We start from the raw sequence: 15,439 nt of genomic DNA on the forward strand, positions 1-15,439 counted from the left end.
AGTGCGACCCGTCTTATTTGCTGGCTGTCAGGGTCTTGTGCTCCTGCTCGAGATATTCGGTGTTGCTGAGCCTGTTCGCCTTGGCAAACTCAAGCAGCTTTCCGGAGGTATGAAGCTGCCGGATCGTCTTATCGAGTGTCTCGGCCGTTTCCTTTTCGCCTTTGCGAACCCAGATGACGGAATCGGACGGGATCAGTTCCGTCGGGAAGAGAATGGCGTAGTCCTTCCAATCCTCAGGGCGATCCTGCAGCAGCAGGCCAAGAGTTGCGCCGACATGCACCGCGACCACGCAATTGCCCCCCTGCAGCGCCAGCAGCGATTCCGGCTGGCTCGGCAGGCCTTTTACCTCGGCGCCGTATCTTTCGATCAGCGGCTGGGTGTAGTTCGACCCCTGCGAAACGCAGACCGGCTTTCCCTTGAGATCTGCCCAGTCCTTCAGGCCACTGTCCTTGCGCCCGACGGCAGCGCCGCCGCTGCGGTCGTATGGCGTTGGCACCCAGTCGAGGACTTTGGCGCGATCTTCGGTGTATTGCATGTTGGCAATCAGAATATCGACCTTGCCCTGCTGCAGAAATTGCACCCGGTTCGGCGGCGTGACGGTGACGGTTTCGAGTTTGACGCCGAGATCGTCGGCCAGCGCTTTGGCGATATCGAGATTGTATCCCTTCTGCGTTTGCGACGTCGGATCGATATAGCCGAACGGCGCGCCGGACAGGATGACGCCGACGGTGAGGGCGCCGCGGGCTTTAATGCGATCGAGCGTGGCATCCGCGAATGCCTGCGTTGCCGCCAGCAGCGAAATCGACATGGCGAAAAGCGCCTTTGGCAGAATTTTATGTGACATGTTTGAGCTCCATTACGAAACGAAGGAAGGAAGGAAAGAAAGGGATGGAAAAGAGAAGTCCGGACGACATCGAAACCGGCGATGCGGCGGGCGCTTGGTGAATAATCTCGCTCATGCCTCGTCTCCGGATGCGTCGAAACCGCCGGCCTGAAGAAGAGCCGCGACGGCCTTTCGGGCAATCTCCGCCGGCCTCGCTTCCGGTCGCAGGACCGATGCGGCAAGCACGCCTTCGTAGACCACGAGCAATTGCTCGCTGATCTCGTCGTGAGCCGGGCCTGGCGGGACAAGCCGGCCGAAGAGGGCGCGAAGAAAAACCTTATGCGCGCGCGCCACGTCCCGGATCGCTGCCGAGCCGGGGTTTTCGGTTACCGCAATGAGGAAGGCGCAGCCCCGGAAGCTTTCGCTGCGGGTCTTGTCGGCCAGGCTATCGAAGATCGCGAAAATGGCTGGCGCATTGCTTTTGCCGGCGACGAGCTTCTCCAGTTGGTCGCTGACCAAGGTATGGCGGTGGCTGAGATAGGTGACGATGAGACCCTCTTTGCCGTCGAAATGACGGTAGAGAGTGGCGCGGGCAATGTTTAGTTCCCGTACGATTTCGTCGATGCCGACCAGATAGGTGCCGCGCCGGTAGAAAAGGTCGCTGATCGCATCGATTATTCTTCCGCGGGTCGACATTTGGGCAGTTTTGAAAGGCATCGGTGACCGGTGAGAGAGAAGGAACGTTCTTTCTCGAAAAGATCACCATCACGATCGTTTTTATAGATTTTATTTTTTCAAATTCATGCGCGCTTTGAAAAATCCTCCGCGCGAGACGCCGTTGATTGGCCTCTCGTCTAACGGGTGGTCACGAAATCGGCCGAGGCGACGAGGTTGCTCGGCGCCTGCGTCTTCTTGAACCTCAGCGTCACCACCTTGTAGCCTTCGGCCTCGAGTTCCGAGAGTAGGGTCGGCAGCATCGTTGCCGTGCGTTTGTGGATGTCATGCATCAGGATGATGCCGCGGCCGCGCTTGTGCAGCAGGTCCATCGTCCGCTGCGTCACGGAGGCCGGCGTGATGGTGAAATAGTCCTTGCTGTCGATATCGACATCCATGACCACTATATCGCGCATGGCGATCGCGGCGCGCAGCCTGTGGCTCTCGGCAAGATAGGGGAAGCGGAAGAAGGAGACGTCGGTTCCCGTCGCCTTGGTCACCGCCAATTCGCCTTTGATCACCTCGGCCATCGCCGCGTCGAAATCGAGCAGACTCAGATTGGCGTGGTCATAGGTGTGACTGCCGATCGTGTTGCCGTCCTCGGCGACCTTGCGGGCGAGCGTCGGATGCATCTCGGCCATTTCGCCGACCATCATGAAGGCGCCCTTGACGCCGAACTGGTCGAGGATGGCCAGCACCTTGTCGGTCCGGCCGGGGATCGGGCCGTCGTCGAAGCTCAGGATCACTTCCTTGTTCTGCAGCTTGAGATCGGCGAGGGAGGAGACCTCAAGCGTCCGTCCGGCCAGATGGTGCCAGCCGGTCATTCGCGGCGCGGCTGCATCGTCGCCGGCATAGCCAAGTTTCCGCCCCTCGGGCGCAATCACCGAGGAGGTCTTGATCGATGTATCCGGGGCCTGTTTGGTGGTGCTGCAGGCAGACAGCGCGGCCGTGAGGGCCATGCAGGACAGAATGAAAAAGCGATACATCGAAAGGGCTCAACAAATCGGTAACGAATGTTGAGACAACCTTTCGAATTATGGTTAACGATTGGTTGATGGCGGCCGGAATTGTACCGATCCGCGGCACTTCGCCACGCTTTGGACGGAGCATGATGCCGAAAAGTGTCAGCGGTTTTCGGGCGACATCATGCTTTGAGGAATGTGGCTATCCTGCCATGGCTTCTTCGTATTCGGCCGAAAGCATCAGCCAGTCTTCCTCGGCGGCAGCCAGCTTGGCCGCGGCCTCGCCGCGCTGCTTTGCCTTCTCAGCCGCCTTGGCGGGCGTCTTTTCGTAGAGGGCGGGATTTGCAAGTTCCGCGTCAAGCGCCTGAATCTGTTTCTCCAGCTTCGCCGTCAAGGATTCGATTTCGTTGATCTTTTTCTTGAGCGGCGTCAGTGAGGCGCGACGTTCGGCATTGAGCTTGCGCTGGTCGGCCTTCGACGTCGCATCCTCAGTCAGTTGCGGCTTTTCTTCTTTTTTTTTACCGGATGTGACGATCAGGTCGCGGTATTCGTCCATGTCGCCTTCGAAGGTCGTCACCGTGCCGCCATTGACCAGCCACAGCCGGTCGACCGTCGCCTCGATCAGGTGGCGGTCATGCGAGATCAGAATGACGGCGCCTTCGTAATCGTTCAGCGCCTCGATCAGCGCCCGGCGGCTGTCGATGTCGAGGTGGTTTGTCGGTTCGTCGAGGATCAGCAGATTAGGTGCGTTGAAGGCGGCGAGCCCCATCAGCAGCCGGGCCTTTTCGCCGCCGGAAAGATCCTTGGCGGCGGTCGCCATCTTCTCGGTCGCAAGCCCCATCTGGGCGACGCGGGCGCGCACCTTCGGCTCCGGCGCGCCGGGCATCAGCCGGCGCACATGCTCGACCGGCGATTGCTCGGGAATGAGGTCGTCGAGCTGATGCTGGGCGAAGAAACCGATCTTCAGGCTCGGCGCCAGCTTCACTTCGCCGCTTTCCGGCGCAAGCCGGCCGGAGATGAATTTGGCGAAGGTCGATTTGCCGTTGCCGTTCGAGCCGAGCAGGGCGATGCGGTCGTCATTGTCGATGCGCAGGTTGAGGTTCTTCAGGATCGGATTGCCGGGCTCGTAGCCGACGGCGCCGCTCTGAATCGCCACGATCGGCGAGGCCGGCTGCTTTTCCGGCTCTGGAAAAGTGATCGGCTGTACGTGATCCTCGATGACAGAGGCGACGGTTCCCATGCGCTCGAGCGCCTTGACGCGCGATTGCGCCTGCCGGGCCTTGGAGGCCTTGGCCTTGAAGCGATCGATGAAGCTCTGCAGATGTTTGCGCGCCGCGTCGTTCTTGGCCTTGGCCTTGGTCTGCAGTTCGTCGGCTTCCGCCTTCTGCCGCTCGAACTGGTCGTAGCCGCCGCGGTAGAAGGTCAGTTTCTTCTGGTCGAGATGGACGATCGCATTGACCGCGTTGTTCAGGAGGTCGCGGTCATGGCTGATGATGATGACCGTGTGCGGATAACGCCGGACATAGTCTTCCAGCCACAGCGTGCCTTCGAGGTCGAGATAGTTTGTGGGTTCGTCGAGCAGCAGCAGATCCGGCTCGGAAAACAGCACGGCGGCCAGCGCCACGCGCATGCGCCAGCCGCCGGAGAAGGAGGAGGCGGGGCGGGCTTGCGCCGCCTGGTCGAAGCCGAGGCCGGCCAGAATGCTTGCGGCGCGCGCTTCGGCCGAATGCGCGTCGATATCGACGAGGCGCATCTGGATTTCGGCGATACGGTGCGGATCGGTCGCCGTTTCCGCCTCGGCAACGAGGGCGGCGCGTTCCTTGTCGGCTGAAAGCACGATCTCGATCAGGGATTCCTCGGTCGCCGGTGCTTCCTGCGCCACCTGGCCGATGCGTGCCGCCTTCGGGATCGACACGGATCCGGTCTCCGAGCCGAGATCGCCGGTAATGACGCGAAACAGCGTGGACTTGCCGGCGCCGTTGCGCCCGACGAGCCCCGCCTTTGTGCCCGAAGGCAGCGAAATGCTGGCATTGTCGAGAAGCAGGCGCCCGGCAATGCGGGCGGAAATATCGGTGAGCGTGATCATGGCCGGCGTTTTGGCCGAAAGCGCCCGCCAAGGCAAGAGCTTGTCCGCTTCTCAGTGGCCGAAGGCTTGCACCGGCTGGCGGGGGTTGGTCTGCGCGGCGAGAAGCGCCACGCGGGCATTGGCCTGCAACTGTCCGGGCGTTGCCGCATCCGTGCTGAGGGCAACGCCGATCGAGATGGTCAGCCTGCCGCGATCGGCCCTGTCAGAGGTCGCGAAGACCAGATTGTCCTCGACGGAGGCGCGCAGGCGCTCGGCGATCGTCATCGCATCCTGCATGCCGACATTGGCAAACAGGAAAGCGAATTCGTCCGCCTCGGTGCGGGCGACGAAGTCGTTTTCTTGACCGACTTGCGGAAGAGGCCGGCGAGCTTTTTCAAGAGCTTGTTGCCGGCCTGGGTGCCGTATCTGTCGTTGAGATCCCTGAAATTGTCGATATCGACCATAACAAGCGCGCTGCCGGCGAACCCCCCTTCGCGCTCATAGAGGTCGGCGATCTCGCGGTTCAGCGCGATGCGGTTCGGAAGTCCGGTGATCCGGTCGGCGACGGCGGCCGACTGCATCGCCGAAATGCCCCGCTCCAACCTTTCCAGTTTCTTGATGTCGTCCTGCAGCTTATCCGCGATCTCCGTTTCCGCCGACAGCACCGTCGCCAGCGAGGCGGAGAGGTAGTCGATCTCGCCGAGGAAGGCGGTGAGGCTCTGGTTGTCGTTGCCGGAAACCGATTTCAAGATCGTGCCGCAGGCGCGTGCAAAGGCGTCTTTGTGCCGCAGCCCCTCGGCAAGCCTCTCCGCCACCTCGCGCAGCATCCGGCTCGCCTCGTTACGCGAGGTCTCGCCGGCCAGGCCGCAATGGCCGACAAGGCGGTATTTCAATCCGAGTGCGTCAAGCATCGCCTGTTGCGGCTGCGGCCCGAGTGCTGCGATATCCTGGGCAAGACCGGCATTGAGCCCGACGATCGCCTCGTGAAAAAGTTCGTAATTGCGCGGCAGCGCCGCAATGTTCAGCCGCGTCAGGTGCTGAGCGATCCTCTGAATGTCGGCCATAGGCGCCGGGTGCGCCGCCTCGCGCGGCACCAAAGCGTTTGCGCTTGCATTCTGCATGACGATCCCTCGCAGCCCGGCTTTTCCCTTCGTTCCGCTATGCCTGCAAGGCTTTAAGAGAGGCTGAATCTTTGGCTGGATTGCGTGCGCAACCGGCAAAGGCGGTTAATGCGGTCTTGATGATGAAGGCTGCCTACATCCACTCGCGGCCTTCGCTGCGCAGGAAGTAGATGAGATCGAGACTGAGGCTCGGCTTGCCGAGCGCCGTCAGCGTCATATGGCATTGGCCGCGATGATGGGTCTGGTGATTGAAGAGATGCGCAAGCGCCGGCTGCAATGGCTGGGTGATCTCGATCGGCTGCGTCACCGGCACATAGGTGAAATCGGCGGCAAGGCTTGCCTCGTCAAGCGTGCCCGTCCAGGCAATGATCCGCTCGTCCTCCGCCCTGCGTGCGACGGTAAGCGCATCCAGTTCTTCGTAGAGAACGGCATCCAGTGTCGCCGGCGCCTCGCCGGTGCCGGTGAAGCGCTTCATCCATATCCGGTCGGCGACGAGCAGATGATTGAGCGTGTGGTGCAGCGACCCGAAGAAGGCGCCGCGGTCGCTGCGGAATTCGGCGTCGCTGAGTTCGGCCGCCGCAGCGTAGATCTGGGCGTTGGCCCAGCGGTTATAGGCGGCAAACATCCTGTAATGTCGGAGCATTCGGTCCCCCTGTCGTGATTACGGCAGTCTAGCCAGTTTCCCGAGAAATCCGAGTGATGGCGCCATGAAATTTCCTGATTTGATCGCAGGCTTTTTCTGTCGTGGAATGCACTGCGTTTCGATCTCGAAAGGACTGTCATGACCAGAGCCCTCTATTCCCTGTGCGGTGCCGACAAGCAGCACTTCTTCTCGCCTCATTGCTGGAAGGCGGTGATGGCGCTGGCGCATAAGGGGCTCGATTTCGAGGAGATCCCGACGACCTATAGCCGCATCCGCGCGATCGGCGGCGGCGTCTCGCAGACCGTGCCCGTTCTCGACGATAACGGCCGGCTGATCCCCGACAGTTTCTCCATCGCTCTCTATCTGGAGGAGGCCTATCCCGAGCGGCCGTCGCTGTTTGGTGGGGAGGGCGGCAAAGCGCTGTCGCGCATGGTCGAGGGCTATTCGCAGATGATCATCCATCCGGCGATCATGCGGATTGCTCTTCTCGAAATTCACGCCAACCTCGACGAGGAAGACAAGGCCTATTTCCGCGAAAGCCGCGAAGCGCGTCTCGGCAAGCCGCTTGAAGTCGTTGCTGCCGACAGCGAGGCGGAGAAAGCCGCCTTCGGCGCCAAGCTCGAGCCGCTCCGGCATATGCTGAAATTTCAGCCCTTCATCGGCGGGCAGACGCCGCTGTTTGCCGATTATATCGTCTTCGGCGCGCTGCAATGGCTGCGCGTCTGCGCCGGTCTCGCCATGCTGGCCGCCGACGATCCCGTCCTGGGCTGGTTCGAACGCTGCCTCGATCTCCATCAAAGCCGCGGCCGGACTGCAACAGCGGCGTGAAATTGCCGCGGGGGCTAGCTGGCGTTCAGGTGCCGCCCCATTACCAAGGCGGATCTGGGCGTTAACGCAGCGGGCTAGGTTTTCCGAAGACGCGGCCGACCATCGACGCGATCGCATTTGCTGCCGAAGCGAACATGGAAGGCTTTGGCACGATGGGCGGCAGGCCCATTTCCAAGCGCTGCCGAGGCGTCAGCGATACCGTATCGACGAGGGTCCACGCATCGCCGGTGGCAACATCGATCAACCCAAGATCTGCGGCCGCTTTGACTGCGTCATCATCCGCGAGGCCGACACCGGAAACATAGCCTCCTTCTGCAGCAACAGTGGTCAAAAGCGTATCGATTTCCCGTGAATATGACACCTTGCGCCCCCCCCAGCACCTCACAACCCTGCGCACCGAGTAACAGGTTGTGAAATGCTCGTAAATCGCCTGTAACGTTGGTCATGGAAAGAGACCAAAAATGGTCCGTCAGGTTACGTTTTGCTTATCACTGTCCTCAGGCCATTTGCCGTATCCAAAAACTTGAGAGAAGCGAACTTCAATTCAGGTTCTACAAAATGTCGTCCGACCTTGGTTTGGTTTAAATAACATCGGCGACAGGTATAATTTCTTATTTGGAAGATTTTTATGCTTAATGAGTAAGAAGAGAGTTTTGGTTATTTCAAACACTCAGGACTTGTTGTCTTTCGGCCATTCGATATTGCGTGAAGCGCCATTCGAGTGTGCGCACTGCAGCTACGCAAGCCTCGATCGTCGCCAAACCCGCAACAGCACTGTGACAGCGGCGTGAAATTGCCGCCGACCCCTTGTTTTCGGGCGTTGGGGCGGGTAAAGACCGCCCACTTTTCCCGAGAAAACAGAGGATTTGACTATGGCGATTGAACGCACCTTCTCGATGATCAAGCCGGATGCAACCAAGCGCAACCTGACGGGCGCCATCACCAAGATGCTCGAAGATGCCGGCCTGCGCGTCGTCGCCTCCAAGCGCGTCTGGATGAGCCGTCGCGAAGCCGAAGGCTTCTATGCCGTTCACAAGGATCGCCCCTTCTTCGGCGAACTCGTCGAAGGCATGACCTCCGGCCCGACCGTCGTTCAGGTTCTGGAAGGCGAAGGCGCCATCCTCAAGAACCGCGAGATCATGGGCGCGACCAACCCGGCAAACGCTGACGAAGGCACGATCCGCAAGGTTCATGCCCTGTCGATCGGCGAAAACTCCGTTCACGGTTCGGATGCTCCGGAAACGGCTGCTCAGGAAATCAAGTACTGGTTCTCCGATACCGAAGTCGTCGGCTGAGGCTGCGCTTCGGCATTGGCTCGCAATGCCTTGAATTGACTCTCGAAAGCCGGGGCCTCGCTCCGGCTTTTTCTATGCCGGCATTTTTATGCCGGGCACTTGTCGGTATTGGAAAAATCGACGCTGCCGTCCGGCTTGAAGACCTCAGGGTTCTTGTCATAAAGCGCACCAACGACGAGCGGCTTGCTCGGCAGCACGGTCTGATCCAGGTCGGATCGGAACTGCGTCTTCAATTCCTGCAGCACCTTGCCGTCCTTGTCGACCAGCCGGACATTCACTGCATAGGGTCGGTCCTTGCGTACGCAGTGCAGGTTTTGGCTCTGCAGCGCGATCTTGTCGTCGATCGGATAGATTTTCTGGTTCAGCACCAGCGGTTCGCCGCCTTGAGGATTTTCGAATTCGGCGATGATGACCGAACCGTCAGGGATGGGCCCGGTCTTTTTCAGCGTCAGCAGATAGGTGGCGCTCGCCACCCGATAGTTGAAGACGAAGAGGTGGCCGGTGACTTCGACCAGGTTTTCGGCCTGACGCTGGCAGGCGGACAGCAGGAGGCCGATTGCCGCCGCTGTGACGATCAGATGTTTCCTCATGGGATTTCCTCCTTCTTGCGACGATAATGCCGGTTCGCCTTGGCGCGGTTGCCGCAGACCGCCATGTCGCACCAGGCCCGGCTCCTGTTCTTGCTGCGGTCGATGAACAGCCAGCCGCAATTGCCGCAGATTTTCATCCGCTCCGGATCCGGCATGGCAATCAGCCGCAGCACCGAATGGGCGGTCGCCGCGACCAGGCTGCCGGGGCTTGCCTCGCGCAGCACCTTTGCCAGCGCGTCCAGCAGTCCGGCCAGCAATTGGTCGTCGCCGCCATCCAGTATACGCTTGCGGAAATAGCGGTCGATTGCTTCCCGCAGCGCGATGAAATCTGCCTCGTTTTCCCTGGACACCGGGGCGATATCGCCGAAGAGGGCCCGCTCGGCGCAGAATTCGGCAGCGGCGCGCGGAAAATCCCGCATCTGGTCCCGGGCCGCGAAGCGGTCGATCCGCCGCGCCGCATCGTGGCGCAGCACGACGCTATTGGCGACGTCGAGCGCCAGCGCGCCTCCGGCAAAGCGGTGAGGGGTCCAGGAAAAGCTCATGATGAAATTATAACTGGTGAAGTCAGTTTTACCAGTTATAAGTTTGGCGACGCGGAGTGTCTGGGATGGCCTATCTTCTGCAACAGTTGGCGAATGCGGTTCCGCTCGCGGCCCTCTATGCTGCGCTCGCTTTCGGCTATTCCGTCGCCTTCGGCGTGACCAAGCGGGCCGACATCACCTATGGGGCGATCTTCGCCTTCGCAGGGCAGATCCTGCTGCTCTTCACCGAACTCGCCTATGTCAAGTTCTGGCTGGTGCTGCCAGCGGCCCTTGCCGTCGGCGCCGGCGCTGCGATCGTCTACTCGTTGGCAGCGGGCCTGTGGATCGGCCGCTCGATCATGCTGCCGCTCGTCAGAAAATCCCCGAATACGGTGATTGTCGCCGCCCTCGGCATCATGATCGTGCTGATGGAAACCGCCCGGCTCGCCGCCGATACCCGCGCCATCTGGCTGCCGCCCTTCCTGAACGGTACGGTCGTGTTCTGGAGCGACGGCCCGTTCAAGGTGACGCTGACTTATATCCAACTGATCGATACCGCGCTGATGGCGGCGATCGTCGCCGTGGGGACGCTAATCCTCAGGCGCACGGCCTGGGGCCGCGTCTGGCGCGCCGTCACCGACGATCCGCTGGCCGCCGAACTCTGCGGTACCAGCGCCGACCGCGTTTTTCTCGCCGCTTATGCGGCAGCCGCCCTCGTCGCCACGATCTGCGGCATCCTCGCCACTTTCTATTACGGCTCGATGGATTTCGGCGCCGGCCTGATGTTCGGGCTTAAAGTGCTGCTGATATCAGCCGTCGGCGGCTATTCCGACCCGCTGCGCTCGGCCGGCGGTGCTGCCGGGCTTGCCGTCGTCGAAACCCTATGGGGCGCCTACGGCCCCTTCGTCTGGCGCGATCTCGTCATCTTCTCACTGCTCGTCCTGCTCTTGGTCATGAGCCGCAGGGAGCGCGTCGTGCTATAAGTCACTTCCACTTGTCGCGCGCCGCATCGTCGGCGTCTTTCGCCGCGACCCAGTCGCCGGCGCCGCCATCCCTAGCGTGCTCCTTCTTCCAGAAAGGGGCCGCGGTCTTCAGGAAATCCATGACGAAATTGGCCCCGTCGAACGCCGCCTGCCGGTGCGGCGCGGCCGCGACGACGAGCACGATATTCTCGCCCACGGCGATCTTGCCGTAACGGTGGATGGCGGTCAGCCCGAGCAGCCCGAAACGGACAATGGCGAGTTCGCCGATGCGCGCCATCTCGGCTTCGGCCATGCCGGGGTAATGTTCGAGTTCGAGCGCCGCAAGTGTGCCGCCGTCATCGCGGCAGAGGCCGGAAAAGGTGACGACAGCGCCGATGCCGGGTTTGCCGTTGGAGAGGAGGTCGACCTCGGCTTGCAGGTCGAAGTCCTCATGCTGGACGCGGATGGTGGGGGTAACGGTCACAGCGAGATCCTCCGCTGCTTTGATGCAGCTGCAAAGAATACCGAAACGCTGTGCCGTGGAAACCCCCCTCTGGCCTGCCGGCCATCTCCCCCACAGGTGGGGAGATCACAAGTGGCACGACCTTCTTGCCCCCTTACCGTTCCGCCCGGCTGAAACGTTGATTGTTTGAGCGAGCCGGCACTCCCAGCCAATCTCCCCACCTGTGGGGGAGATGCCCGGCAGGGCAGAGGGGGGCGATCTGGCACGGCCGTCACCGCATTACCCCCCCGTCATCGGCGGAAATATCCCGATCTCCCGCGCGCCTGCTATCGGCTCGTCATGCTCGACATGCTCCATGTCGAGCGCCACGCGGATCACGTCCGGATATTGAAGTGCCGCCTCATATTCTTCGCCCAGCGTCTTCAAATGATTCAGAAGATCGGCGACGGTGACGACGGAGGAGGGGAGGTCGATTTCCTCCTCGTCCTTGCCGATGCGCTCGCGCACCCATGCGAAATAGACAAGCCGCGTCATTCCTCGTCATCCACGATATGTTTCAGCCCGGCGCGGAAATAGTCATAGCCGGTATAGATGGTCAGCAATGCGGCGATCCATAAGAGCGCGATGCCGGTCTGCGTCGTATAGGGGAAAATCTCGTCGCCGGCAGGACCCGCGAGCAGGAAGGCGATGGCGACGAGCTGCAGCGTCGTCTTCCATTTGGCGATCCGCGTCACCGGCACGCTGACCTTCAGCGCCGCCAGATATTCGCGCAGGCCGGACACGAGGATTTCGCGGCAGAGAATGGTGATCGCCGCCCAGATCGACCAGCCGGCAATCGTCTGGTCGGCTGCGACCAGGAGCAGGATCGAGGCCACCAGCAGCTTGTCGGCGATCGGGTCGAGCATGCGGCCGATATTCGACGTCTGGTTCCAAATGCGCGCGAGATAGCCGTCGAGGAAATCGGTGATCGAGGCGATGACGAAGATCCACAGCGCCACCCAGCGCGCCGTGTTGCTGATCGACAGCCTGCCTTCGATGAAGAAGCAGAGAACGATCAGCGGCACGGCGAGGATACGGCCGTAGGTCAGAAGATTGGGGATGCTGTACGCACGCGATGCCATGGGATCGTTTCTCTGAATGGATGCACCGCTACAGCGCCGCGCGTCTTTCAGGACGCTGTAACACTTTGAATCGACGCATCGTACTTTCCTGATAATCGAGTCCGATTTTCGGGCCGATGCGGTAGATGACGGCTTTGACCGCGGACCGTCAACATTCTTTCTGTCTTTTCACTGCCTTTGCGTGGAATTTGCGACGGACGCCGGTTATTTCGCGGCGTCGTCGTGGAAATGGTTATAAACCTGCCTGGCGACGGCTTCCGAGATACCTTCCACCGTCATCAGGTCGGAGAGCGCGGCGCGCGAAACCGCTTTCGCCGTGCCGAAATGCTGCAGCAGCGCGCGCTTGCGCGACGGGCCGATGCCGCCGATCTCGTCGAGCGGGTTCTTGACCATTTCCTTCTTGCGCCGGGCCCGGTGCGAGCCGATGGCAAAGCGATGCGCTTCGTCCCGCATGCGCTGGACGAAATAGAGCACCGGATCGCGCGGCGGCAGGGTAAAACTCTCGCGTCCCGGCGGGAAGAAACGCTCGCGCCCGGCATCGCGGTCGACGCCCTTGGCGATGCCGATCGCCGTCACGCTGTCGGTGATGCCGAGTTCGGCGAGGATGGCGCGCACCGCCGTCATCTGCCCCTGGCCGCCGTCGATCAGGATCACGTCGGGCCAGGCCGGGAAGGGCATGTCGGCGGCGTCGGCAGTGGCCGTCTGCGCCGATCGGTCGGGAATGCCTTCCTCCTTGATGAGCCGCGAGAACCGCCGCGTCATCACTTCCTTCATCATGCCGAAGTCGTCGCCGGGGGTGATGTCGGTCGATTTGATGTTGAACTTGCGGTACTGGTTTTTGACGAAGCCTTCCGGCCCCGCGACCACCATGCCGCCGACGGCATTGGTGCCCATGATATGCGAGTTGTCGTAGATCTCGATGCGCTGCGGCGCATAGGTAAGCCCGAACGTGTCCTTGAAGCCTTCGAGCAGCCGCGACTGCGACGCCGTCTCGGCAAGCTTTCGCCCATGCGCCTCGCGGGCATTGCCCACGACATGGTCGACCAGATCACGCTTCTCGCCGCGCTGCGGCACCAGGATCGAAACCTTGTGGCCGGCCTTTTCGCTGAGCGCGGCTGCGAGCAGTTCCATCTCCTCGATCGTTTCCGACAGCATGATCTGCTTCGGCACCGGCTTGTCGTCGTAGAACTGCGCGAGGAAGGCATTCAGCACTTCGGCGCCGGACAACTGCGGATCGGCCTTCGGGAAATAGGCGCGATTGCCCCAGTTCTGTCCGGTGCGGAAGAAGAACACCTGGATGCAGGAGACGCCGCCCTCGTGGTGGATGGCGAAAACGTCAGCCTCCTCGACGCCGGCCGGATTGATGCCCTGATGGCTCTGCACATGCGAAAGTGCGGCCAGGCGGTCGCGATAGATTGCCGCCCGCTCGAAGTCGAGATCCTCCGCCGCCTGGTTCATGGCCTCGGCCATATGCGACTTGACCTTCTGGCTCTTGCCGGAGAGGAAGTCCTTCGCCTCCTGCACCAGTTCGGCGTAACCCCCGTCGCTGACCTCGTGGGTGCACGGTCCGGAACAGCGCTTGATCTGGTAGAGCAGGCAGGGACGGGTGCGCGTTTCGAAGACGCTGTCGGTGCAGGTGCGGATCAGGAAGGCGCGCTGCAGCGAATTGATCGTCCGCCCGACCGCGCCGGCCGAAGCGAACGGCCCGAAGTAGTCGCCCTTTCGCGCCCGCGCACCGCGATGCTTGAAAATGGCCGGCGCCCGGTGATCGCCGGTGATGAGGATATAGGGAAAGGACTTGTCGTCGCGCAGCAGCACATTAAAGCGCGGCCGCAAGCGCTTGATCAGATTCGCTTCCAGGAGCAGCGCTTCGGTTTCCGTGCGCGTCGTCACGAATTCCATGTTCGCCGTCTGGCGCACCATCTGTGCGATGCGGTTTGAATGCACGCGGCCGACGGCGTAATTGCCGACGCGTTTCTTCAGGCTGCGCGCCTTGCCGACGTAGAGCACGTCACCCTCGGCGTTGAACATGCGGTAGACGCCGGGGCTGTTCGGCAGCCGCTTGACGAATTCGCCGATCAGCTCGGCGCCGATGAGCCCGGTCTCGTTGAGGCTGCCGGCGTTCCAGTCGACACCAGCCGCAAGCGGGGCGGCGGCGGAAACGTCGCCTTCCACCTCGATCTCGTCTTCGCTCTCATCCGTATCGTCGTAGAGAACGCCGCCGTCCGGCAGCTTTCGTCCGTTCATTCCGTAATCTCCGCCACATCGGGCGTCTGCCAGGCAAGGTGCTGGCCGCCGTCGAGGGCAATCATCTGGCCGGTGATCGAGGGCGTGTCGTAAAGGAAGCGAATCGTTTGTCCGAATTCCTCCAGCGCCGGCCCTCGCTGCAGGATAAGGGCTGAGACCTGTGCTTGGAAGTCCTCCTGCGCTTGCCGTTCGCTCGGCATCGACGGGCCGGGGCCGATGGCATTGACGCGGATGGCCGGCGCCAACGCCTGGGCAAGCGTCTGCGTCGCCGTCCACAGCGCCGATTTGGAGAGCGTATAGGAATAGAAGCTGGGCCTCAGTGCCCAGACCCGCTGGTCGATGATGTTGACGATCAGCCCGGCGGCCTCGCCGGGCATCTGCTGCGCGAAGGCTGCGGCAAGGATCGAGGGCGCCCGCACATGCAGGTCGAAATGCAGTGCCCAGGTGTCGGCGTTGAAACTGCGCACGGAATCATTCTGGAAGATCGATGCATTGTTGACGAGCAGATCAAGCGGGCCGAGCGCTGCCGACGCCTTTGTGACCAGCTCGCTTGTTTCGCCGATATCGGTAAGGTCGGCCTTGAGCGCGATCGCCCGAAATCCCTTCCGCCGCAATTCCGCCGCCAACTCTTCGGCTTCAGCGAGGGAGCCGTTCGCGTGGATCGCGACGGAAAAGCCATTTGCAGCAAGGTCTTCGGCGATTGCCCGGCCTATTCTTTTAGCAGCCCCTGTTACAAGGGCCGAGCGAAGTCTTTTGTGGTTCAAAATCCTGCCTTCTAATCCCGCGAGTCTGTCTGCCGACTATATAGGCGCGGGCGGAGATTATATAAATAGGTCGTTGTGGTTGCGTCCGTGGGCGGGATATTCTATGTATTATTTAAGAATGCGATTTCTTAAAATAAGTATTTTAAGTTTAACCCTTCAGTAAGGTTAATGAAGTGTATGTTGCGACAAAGCAACATCGAATTTCGGCCATGCGGCAGCCACAATGATATCACAATTTGGCTCTTTCAAATCCGCATTTGAGTTCCAATTTCAGTCTCGATCCGGAAGGGACATCTGGCAATATCCCGCCAATGCTTCAC

The 15,439-nt window shown here is 61.1% G+C and carries 16 protein-coding genes and 1 pseudogene; 3 read left to right on the forward strand and 14 right to left on the reverse strand.

Annotated elements, in window-relative coordinates:
* Positions 1-13: 13 nt before the first annotated feature.
* From AMK05_RS07580 to AMK05_RS07605, 6 genes and pseudogenes are all read right to left on the reverse strand, one after another.
* Positions 14-844, reverse strand: a complete 831-nt coding sequence (locus tag AMK05_RS07580) for a transporter substrate-binding domain-containing protein (protein WP_064837958.1) — start codon at positions 842-844, stop codon at positions 14-16.
* Between the two features lie 111 nt (positions 845-955).
* On the reverse strand, positions 956-1,519 hold the full coding sequence (locus AMK05_RS07585; protein ID WP_237352194.1) for a TetR/AcrR family transcriptional regulator: 564 nt from the start codon (positions 1,517-1,519) through the stop codon (positions 956-958).
* Between the two features lie 158 nt (positions 1,520-1,677).
* Positions 1,678-2,523: a polysaccharide deacetylase family protein gene (locus tag AMK05_RS07590; protein ID WP_064837960.1), complete on the reverse strand. Its 846-nt coding sequence runs from the start codon at positions 2,521-2,523 to the stop codon at positions 1,678-1,680.
* 178 nt (positions 2,524-2,701) lie between these two features.
* Positions 2,702-4,585: an ABC-F family ATP-binding cassette domain-containing protein gene (locus AMK05_RS07595; protein ID WP_064841306.1), complete on the reverse strand. Its 1,884-nt coding sequence runs from the start codon at positions 4,583-4,585 to the stop codon at positions 2,702-2,704.
* Positions 4,586-4,636: 51 nt separating this feature from the next.
* Positions 4,637-5,685, reverse strand: a pseudogene (locus AMK05_RS07600) (diguanylate cyclase domain-containing protein).
* Between the two features lie 133 nt (positions 5,686-5,818).
* The gene (locus AMK05_RS07605) at positions 5,819-6,328 is read right to left on the reverse strand and encodes a DinB family protein (RefSeq protein WP_064837961.1); all 510 of its coding nucleotides are present in this window, start codon (positions 6,326-6,328) and stop codon (positions 5,819-5,821) included.
* 138 nt (positions 6,329-6,466) lie between these two features.
* Between AMK05_RS07605 and AMK05_RS07610 the strand changes: the two genes are divergently transcribed.
* A complete protein-coding gene (locus tag AMK05_RS07610; RefSeq protein ID WP_064837962.1) occupies positions 6,467-7,156 on the forward strand; it encodes a glutathione S-transferase family protein in 690 nt (229 codons plus the stop codon).
* Between the two features lie 61 nt (positions 7,157-7,217).
* On the opposite strand, the gene AMK05_RS07615 is transcribed toward AMK05_RS07610, so the two are convergent.
* The gene (locus AMK05_RS07615) at positions 7,218-7,487 is read right to left on the reverse strand and encodes a hypothetical protein (RefSeq protein WP_064837963.1); all 270 of its coding nucleotides are present in this window, start codon (positions 7,485-7,487) and stop codon (positions 7,218-7,220) included.
* A gap of 541 nt (positions 7,488-8,028) precedes the next feature.
* Between AMK05_RS07615 and ndk the strand changes: the two genes are divergently transcribed.
* On the forward strand, positions 8,029-8,451 hold the full coding sequence (gene ndk, locus AMK05_RS07620; protein WP_003574140.1) for a nucleoside-diphosphate kinase: 423 nt from the start codon (positions 8,029-8,031) through the stop codon (positions 8,449-8,451).
* 86 nt (positions 8,452-8,537) lie between these two features.
* On the opposite strand, the gene AMK05_RS07625 is transcribed toward ndk, so the two are convergent.
* The gene (locus AMK05_RS07625) at positions 8,538-9,041 is read right to left on the reverse strand and encodes a hypothetical protein (protein WP_064837964.1); all 504 of its coding nucleotides are present in this window, start codon (positions 9,039-9,041) and stop codon (positions 8,538-8,540) included.
* Complete coding sequence (locus AMK05_RS07630; protein ID WP_064837965.1) at positions 9,038-9,583, reverse strand: CGNR zinc finger domain-containing protein; 546 nt, start codon at positions 9,581-9,583, stop codon at positions 9,038-9,040. The genes AMK05_RS07625 and AMK05_RS07630 overlap by 4 nt, the downstream gene beginning before the upstream one ends.
* A 65-nt stretch (positions 9,584-9,648) precedes the next feature.
* On the opposite strand from AMK05_RS07630, the gene AMK05_RS07635 reads away from it, so the two are divergent.
* The gene (locus AMK05_RS07635; RefSeq protein ID WP_064837966.1) at positions 9,649-10,545 is read left to right on the forward strand and encodes a branched-chain amino acid ABC transporter permease; all 897 of its coding nucleotides are present in this window, start codon (positions 9,649-9,651) and stop codon (positions 10,543-10,545) included.
* Between the two features lies 1 nt (position 10,546).
* On the opposite strand, the gene AMK05_RS07640 is transcribed toward AMK05_RS07635, so the two are convergent.
* From AMK05_RS07640 to AMK05_RS07660, 5 genes are all read right to left on the reverse strand, one after another.
* Entirely contained in the window at positions 10,547-11,008 is a 462-nt protein-coding gene (locus tag AMK05_RS07640; RefSeq protein ID WP_064837967.1) for a molybdenum cofactor biosynthesis protein MoaE, read from the reverse strand.
* Positions 11,009-11,266: 258 nt separating this feature from the next.
* On the reverse strand, positions 11,267-11,521 hold the full coding sequence (gene moaD / locus AMK05_RS07645) for a molybdopterin converting factor subunit 1 (RefSeq protein WP_064837968.1): 255 nt from the start codon (positions 11,519-11,521) through the stop codon (positions 11,267-11,269).
* Positions 11,518-12,108 carry a CDP-diacylglycerol--glycerol-3-phosphate 3-phosphatidyltransferase gene (pgsA, locus tag AMK05_RS07650; protein ID WP_003587473.1) on the reverse strand — a complete coding sequence of 197 codons (591 nt, stop codon included), beginning with the start codon at positions 12,106-12,108 and terminating at the stop codon, positions 11,518-11,520. The genes moaD and pgsA overlap by 4 nt, the downstream gene beginning before the upstream one ends.
* A gap of 204 nt (positions 12,109-12,312) precedes the next feature.
* Entirely contained in the window at positions 12,313-14,355 is a 2,043-nt protein-coding gene (uvrC, locus tag AMK05_RS07655; protein ID WP_064837969.1) for an excinuclease ABC subunit UvrC, read from the reverse strand.
* Positions 14,352-15,119 (reverse strand): SDR family oxidoreductase, encoded by a 768-nt coding sequence (locus AMK05_RS07660; RefSeq protein ID WP_064837970.1) that lies wholly within the window; start codon positions 15,117-15,119, stop codon positions 14,352-14,354. The genes uvrC and AMK05_RS07660 overlap by 4 nt, the downstream gene beginning before the upstream one ends.
* Between the last annotated feature and the right edge of the window lie 320 nt (positions 15,120-15,439).

This window comes from Rhizobium sp. N324 (assembly GCF_001664485.1).
Classification (GTDB): Bacteria; Pseudomonadota; Alphaproteobacteria; order Rhizobiales; family Rhizobiaceae; genus Rhizobium.

What these genes read in the sequence shown, in the direction of transcription:
- AMK05_RS07580 (WP_064837958.1), bottom strand. Translation starts at nt 844, where the DNA reads ATGTCACATAAAATTCTGCCAAAGGCGCTTTTCGCCATGTCGATTTCG.
- AMK05_RS07585 (WP_237352194.1), bottom strand. Translation starts at nt 1,519, where the DNA reads ATGTCGACCCGCGGAAGAATAATCGATGCGATCAGCGACCTTTTCTAC.
- AMK05_RS07590 (WP_064837960.1), bottom strand. Translation starts at nt 2,523, where the DNA reads ATGTATCGCTTTTTCATTCTGTCCTGCATGGCCCTCACGGCCGCGCTG.
- AMK05_RS07595 (WP_064841306.1), bottom strand. Translation starts at nt 4,585, where the DNA reads ATGATCACGCTCACCGATATTTCCGCCCGCATTGCCGGGCGCCTGCTT.
- AMK05_RS07605 (WP_064837961.1), bottom strand. Translation starts at nt 6,328, where the DNA reads ATGCTCCGACATTACAGGATGTTTGCCGCCTATAACCGCTGGGCCAAC.
- AMK05_RS07610 (WP_064837962.1), top strand. Translation starts at nt 6,467, where the DNA reads ATGACCAGAGCCCTCTATTCCCTGTGCGGTGCCGACAAGCAGCACTTC.
- ndk (WP_003574140.1), top strand. Translation starts at nt 8,029, where the DNA reads ATGGCGATTGAACGCACCTTCTCGATGATCAAGCCGGATGCAACCAAG.
- AMK05_RS07625 (WP_064837964.1), bottom strand. Translation starts at nt 9,041, where the DNA reads ATGAGGAAACATCTGATCGTCACAGCGGCGGCAATCGGCCTCCTGCTG.
- AMK05_RS07630 (WP_064837965.1), bottom strand. Translation starts at nt 9,583, where the DNA reads ATGAGCTTTTCCTGGACCCCTCACCGCTTTGCCGGAGGCGCGCTGGCG.
- AMK05_RS07635 (WP_064837966.1), top strand. Translation starts at nt 9,649, where the DNA reads ATGGCCTATCTTCTGCAACAGTTGGCGAATGCGGTTCCGCTCGCGGCC.
- moaD (WP_064837968.1), bottom strand. Translation starts at nt 11,521, where the DNA reads ATGACGCGGCTTGTCTATTTCGCATGGGTGCGCGAGCGCATCGGCAAG.
- pgsA (WP_003587473.1), bottom strand. Translation starts at nt 12,108, where the DNA reads ATGGCATCGCGTGCGTACAGCATCCCCAATCTTCTGACCTACGGCCGT.
- uvrC (WP_064837969.1), bottom strand. Translation starts at nt 14,355, where the DNA reads ATGAACGGACGAAAGCTGCCGGACGGCGGCGTTCTCTACGACGATACG.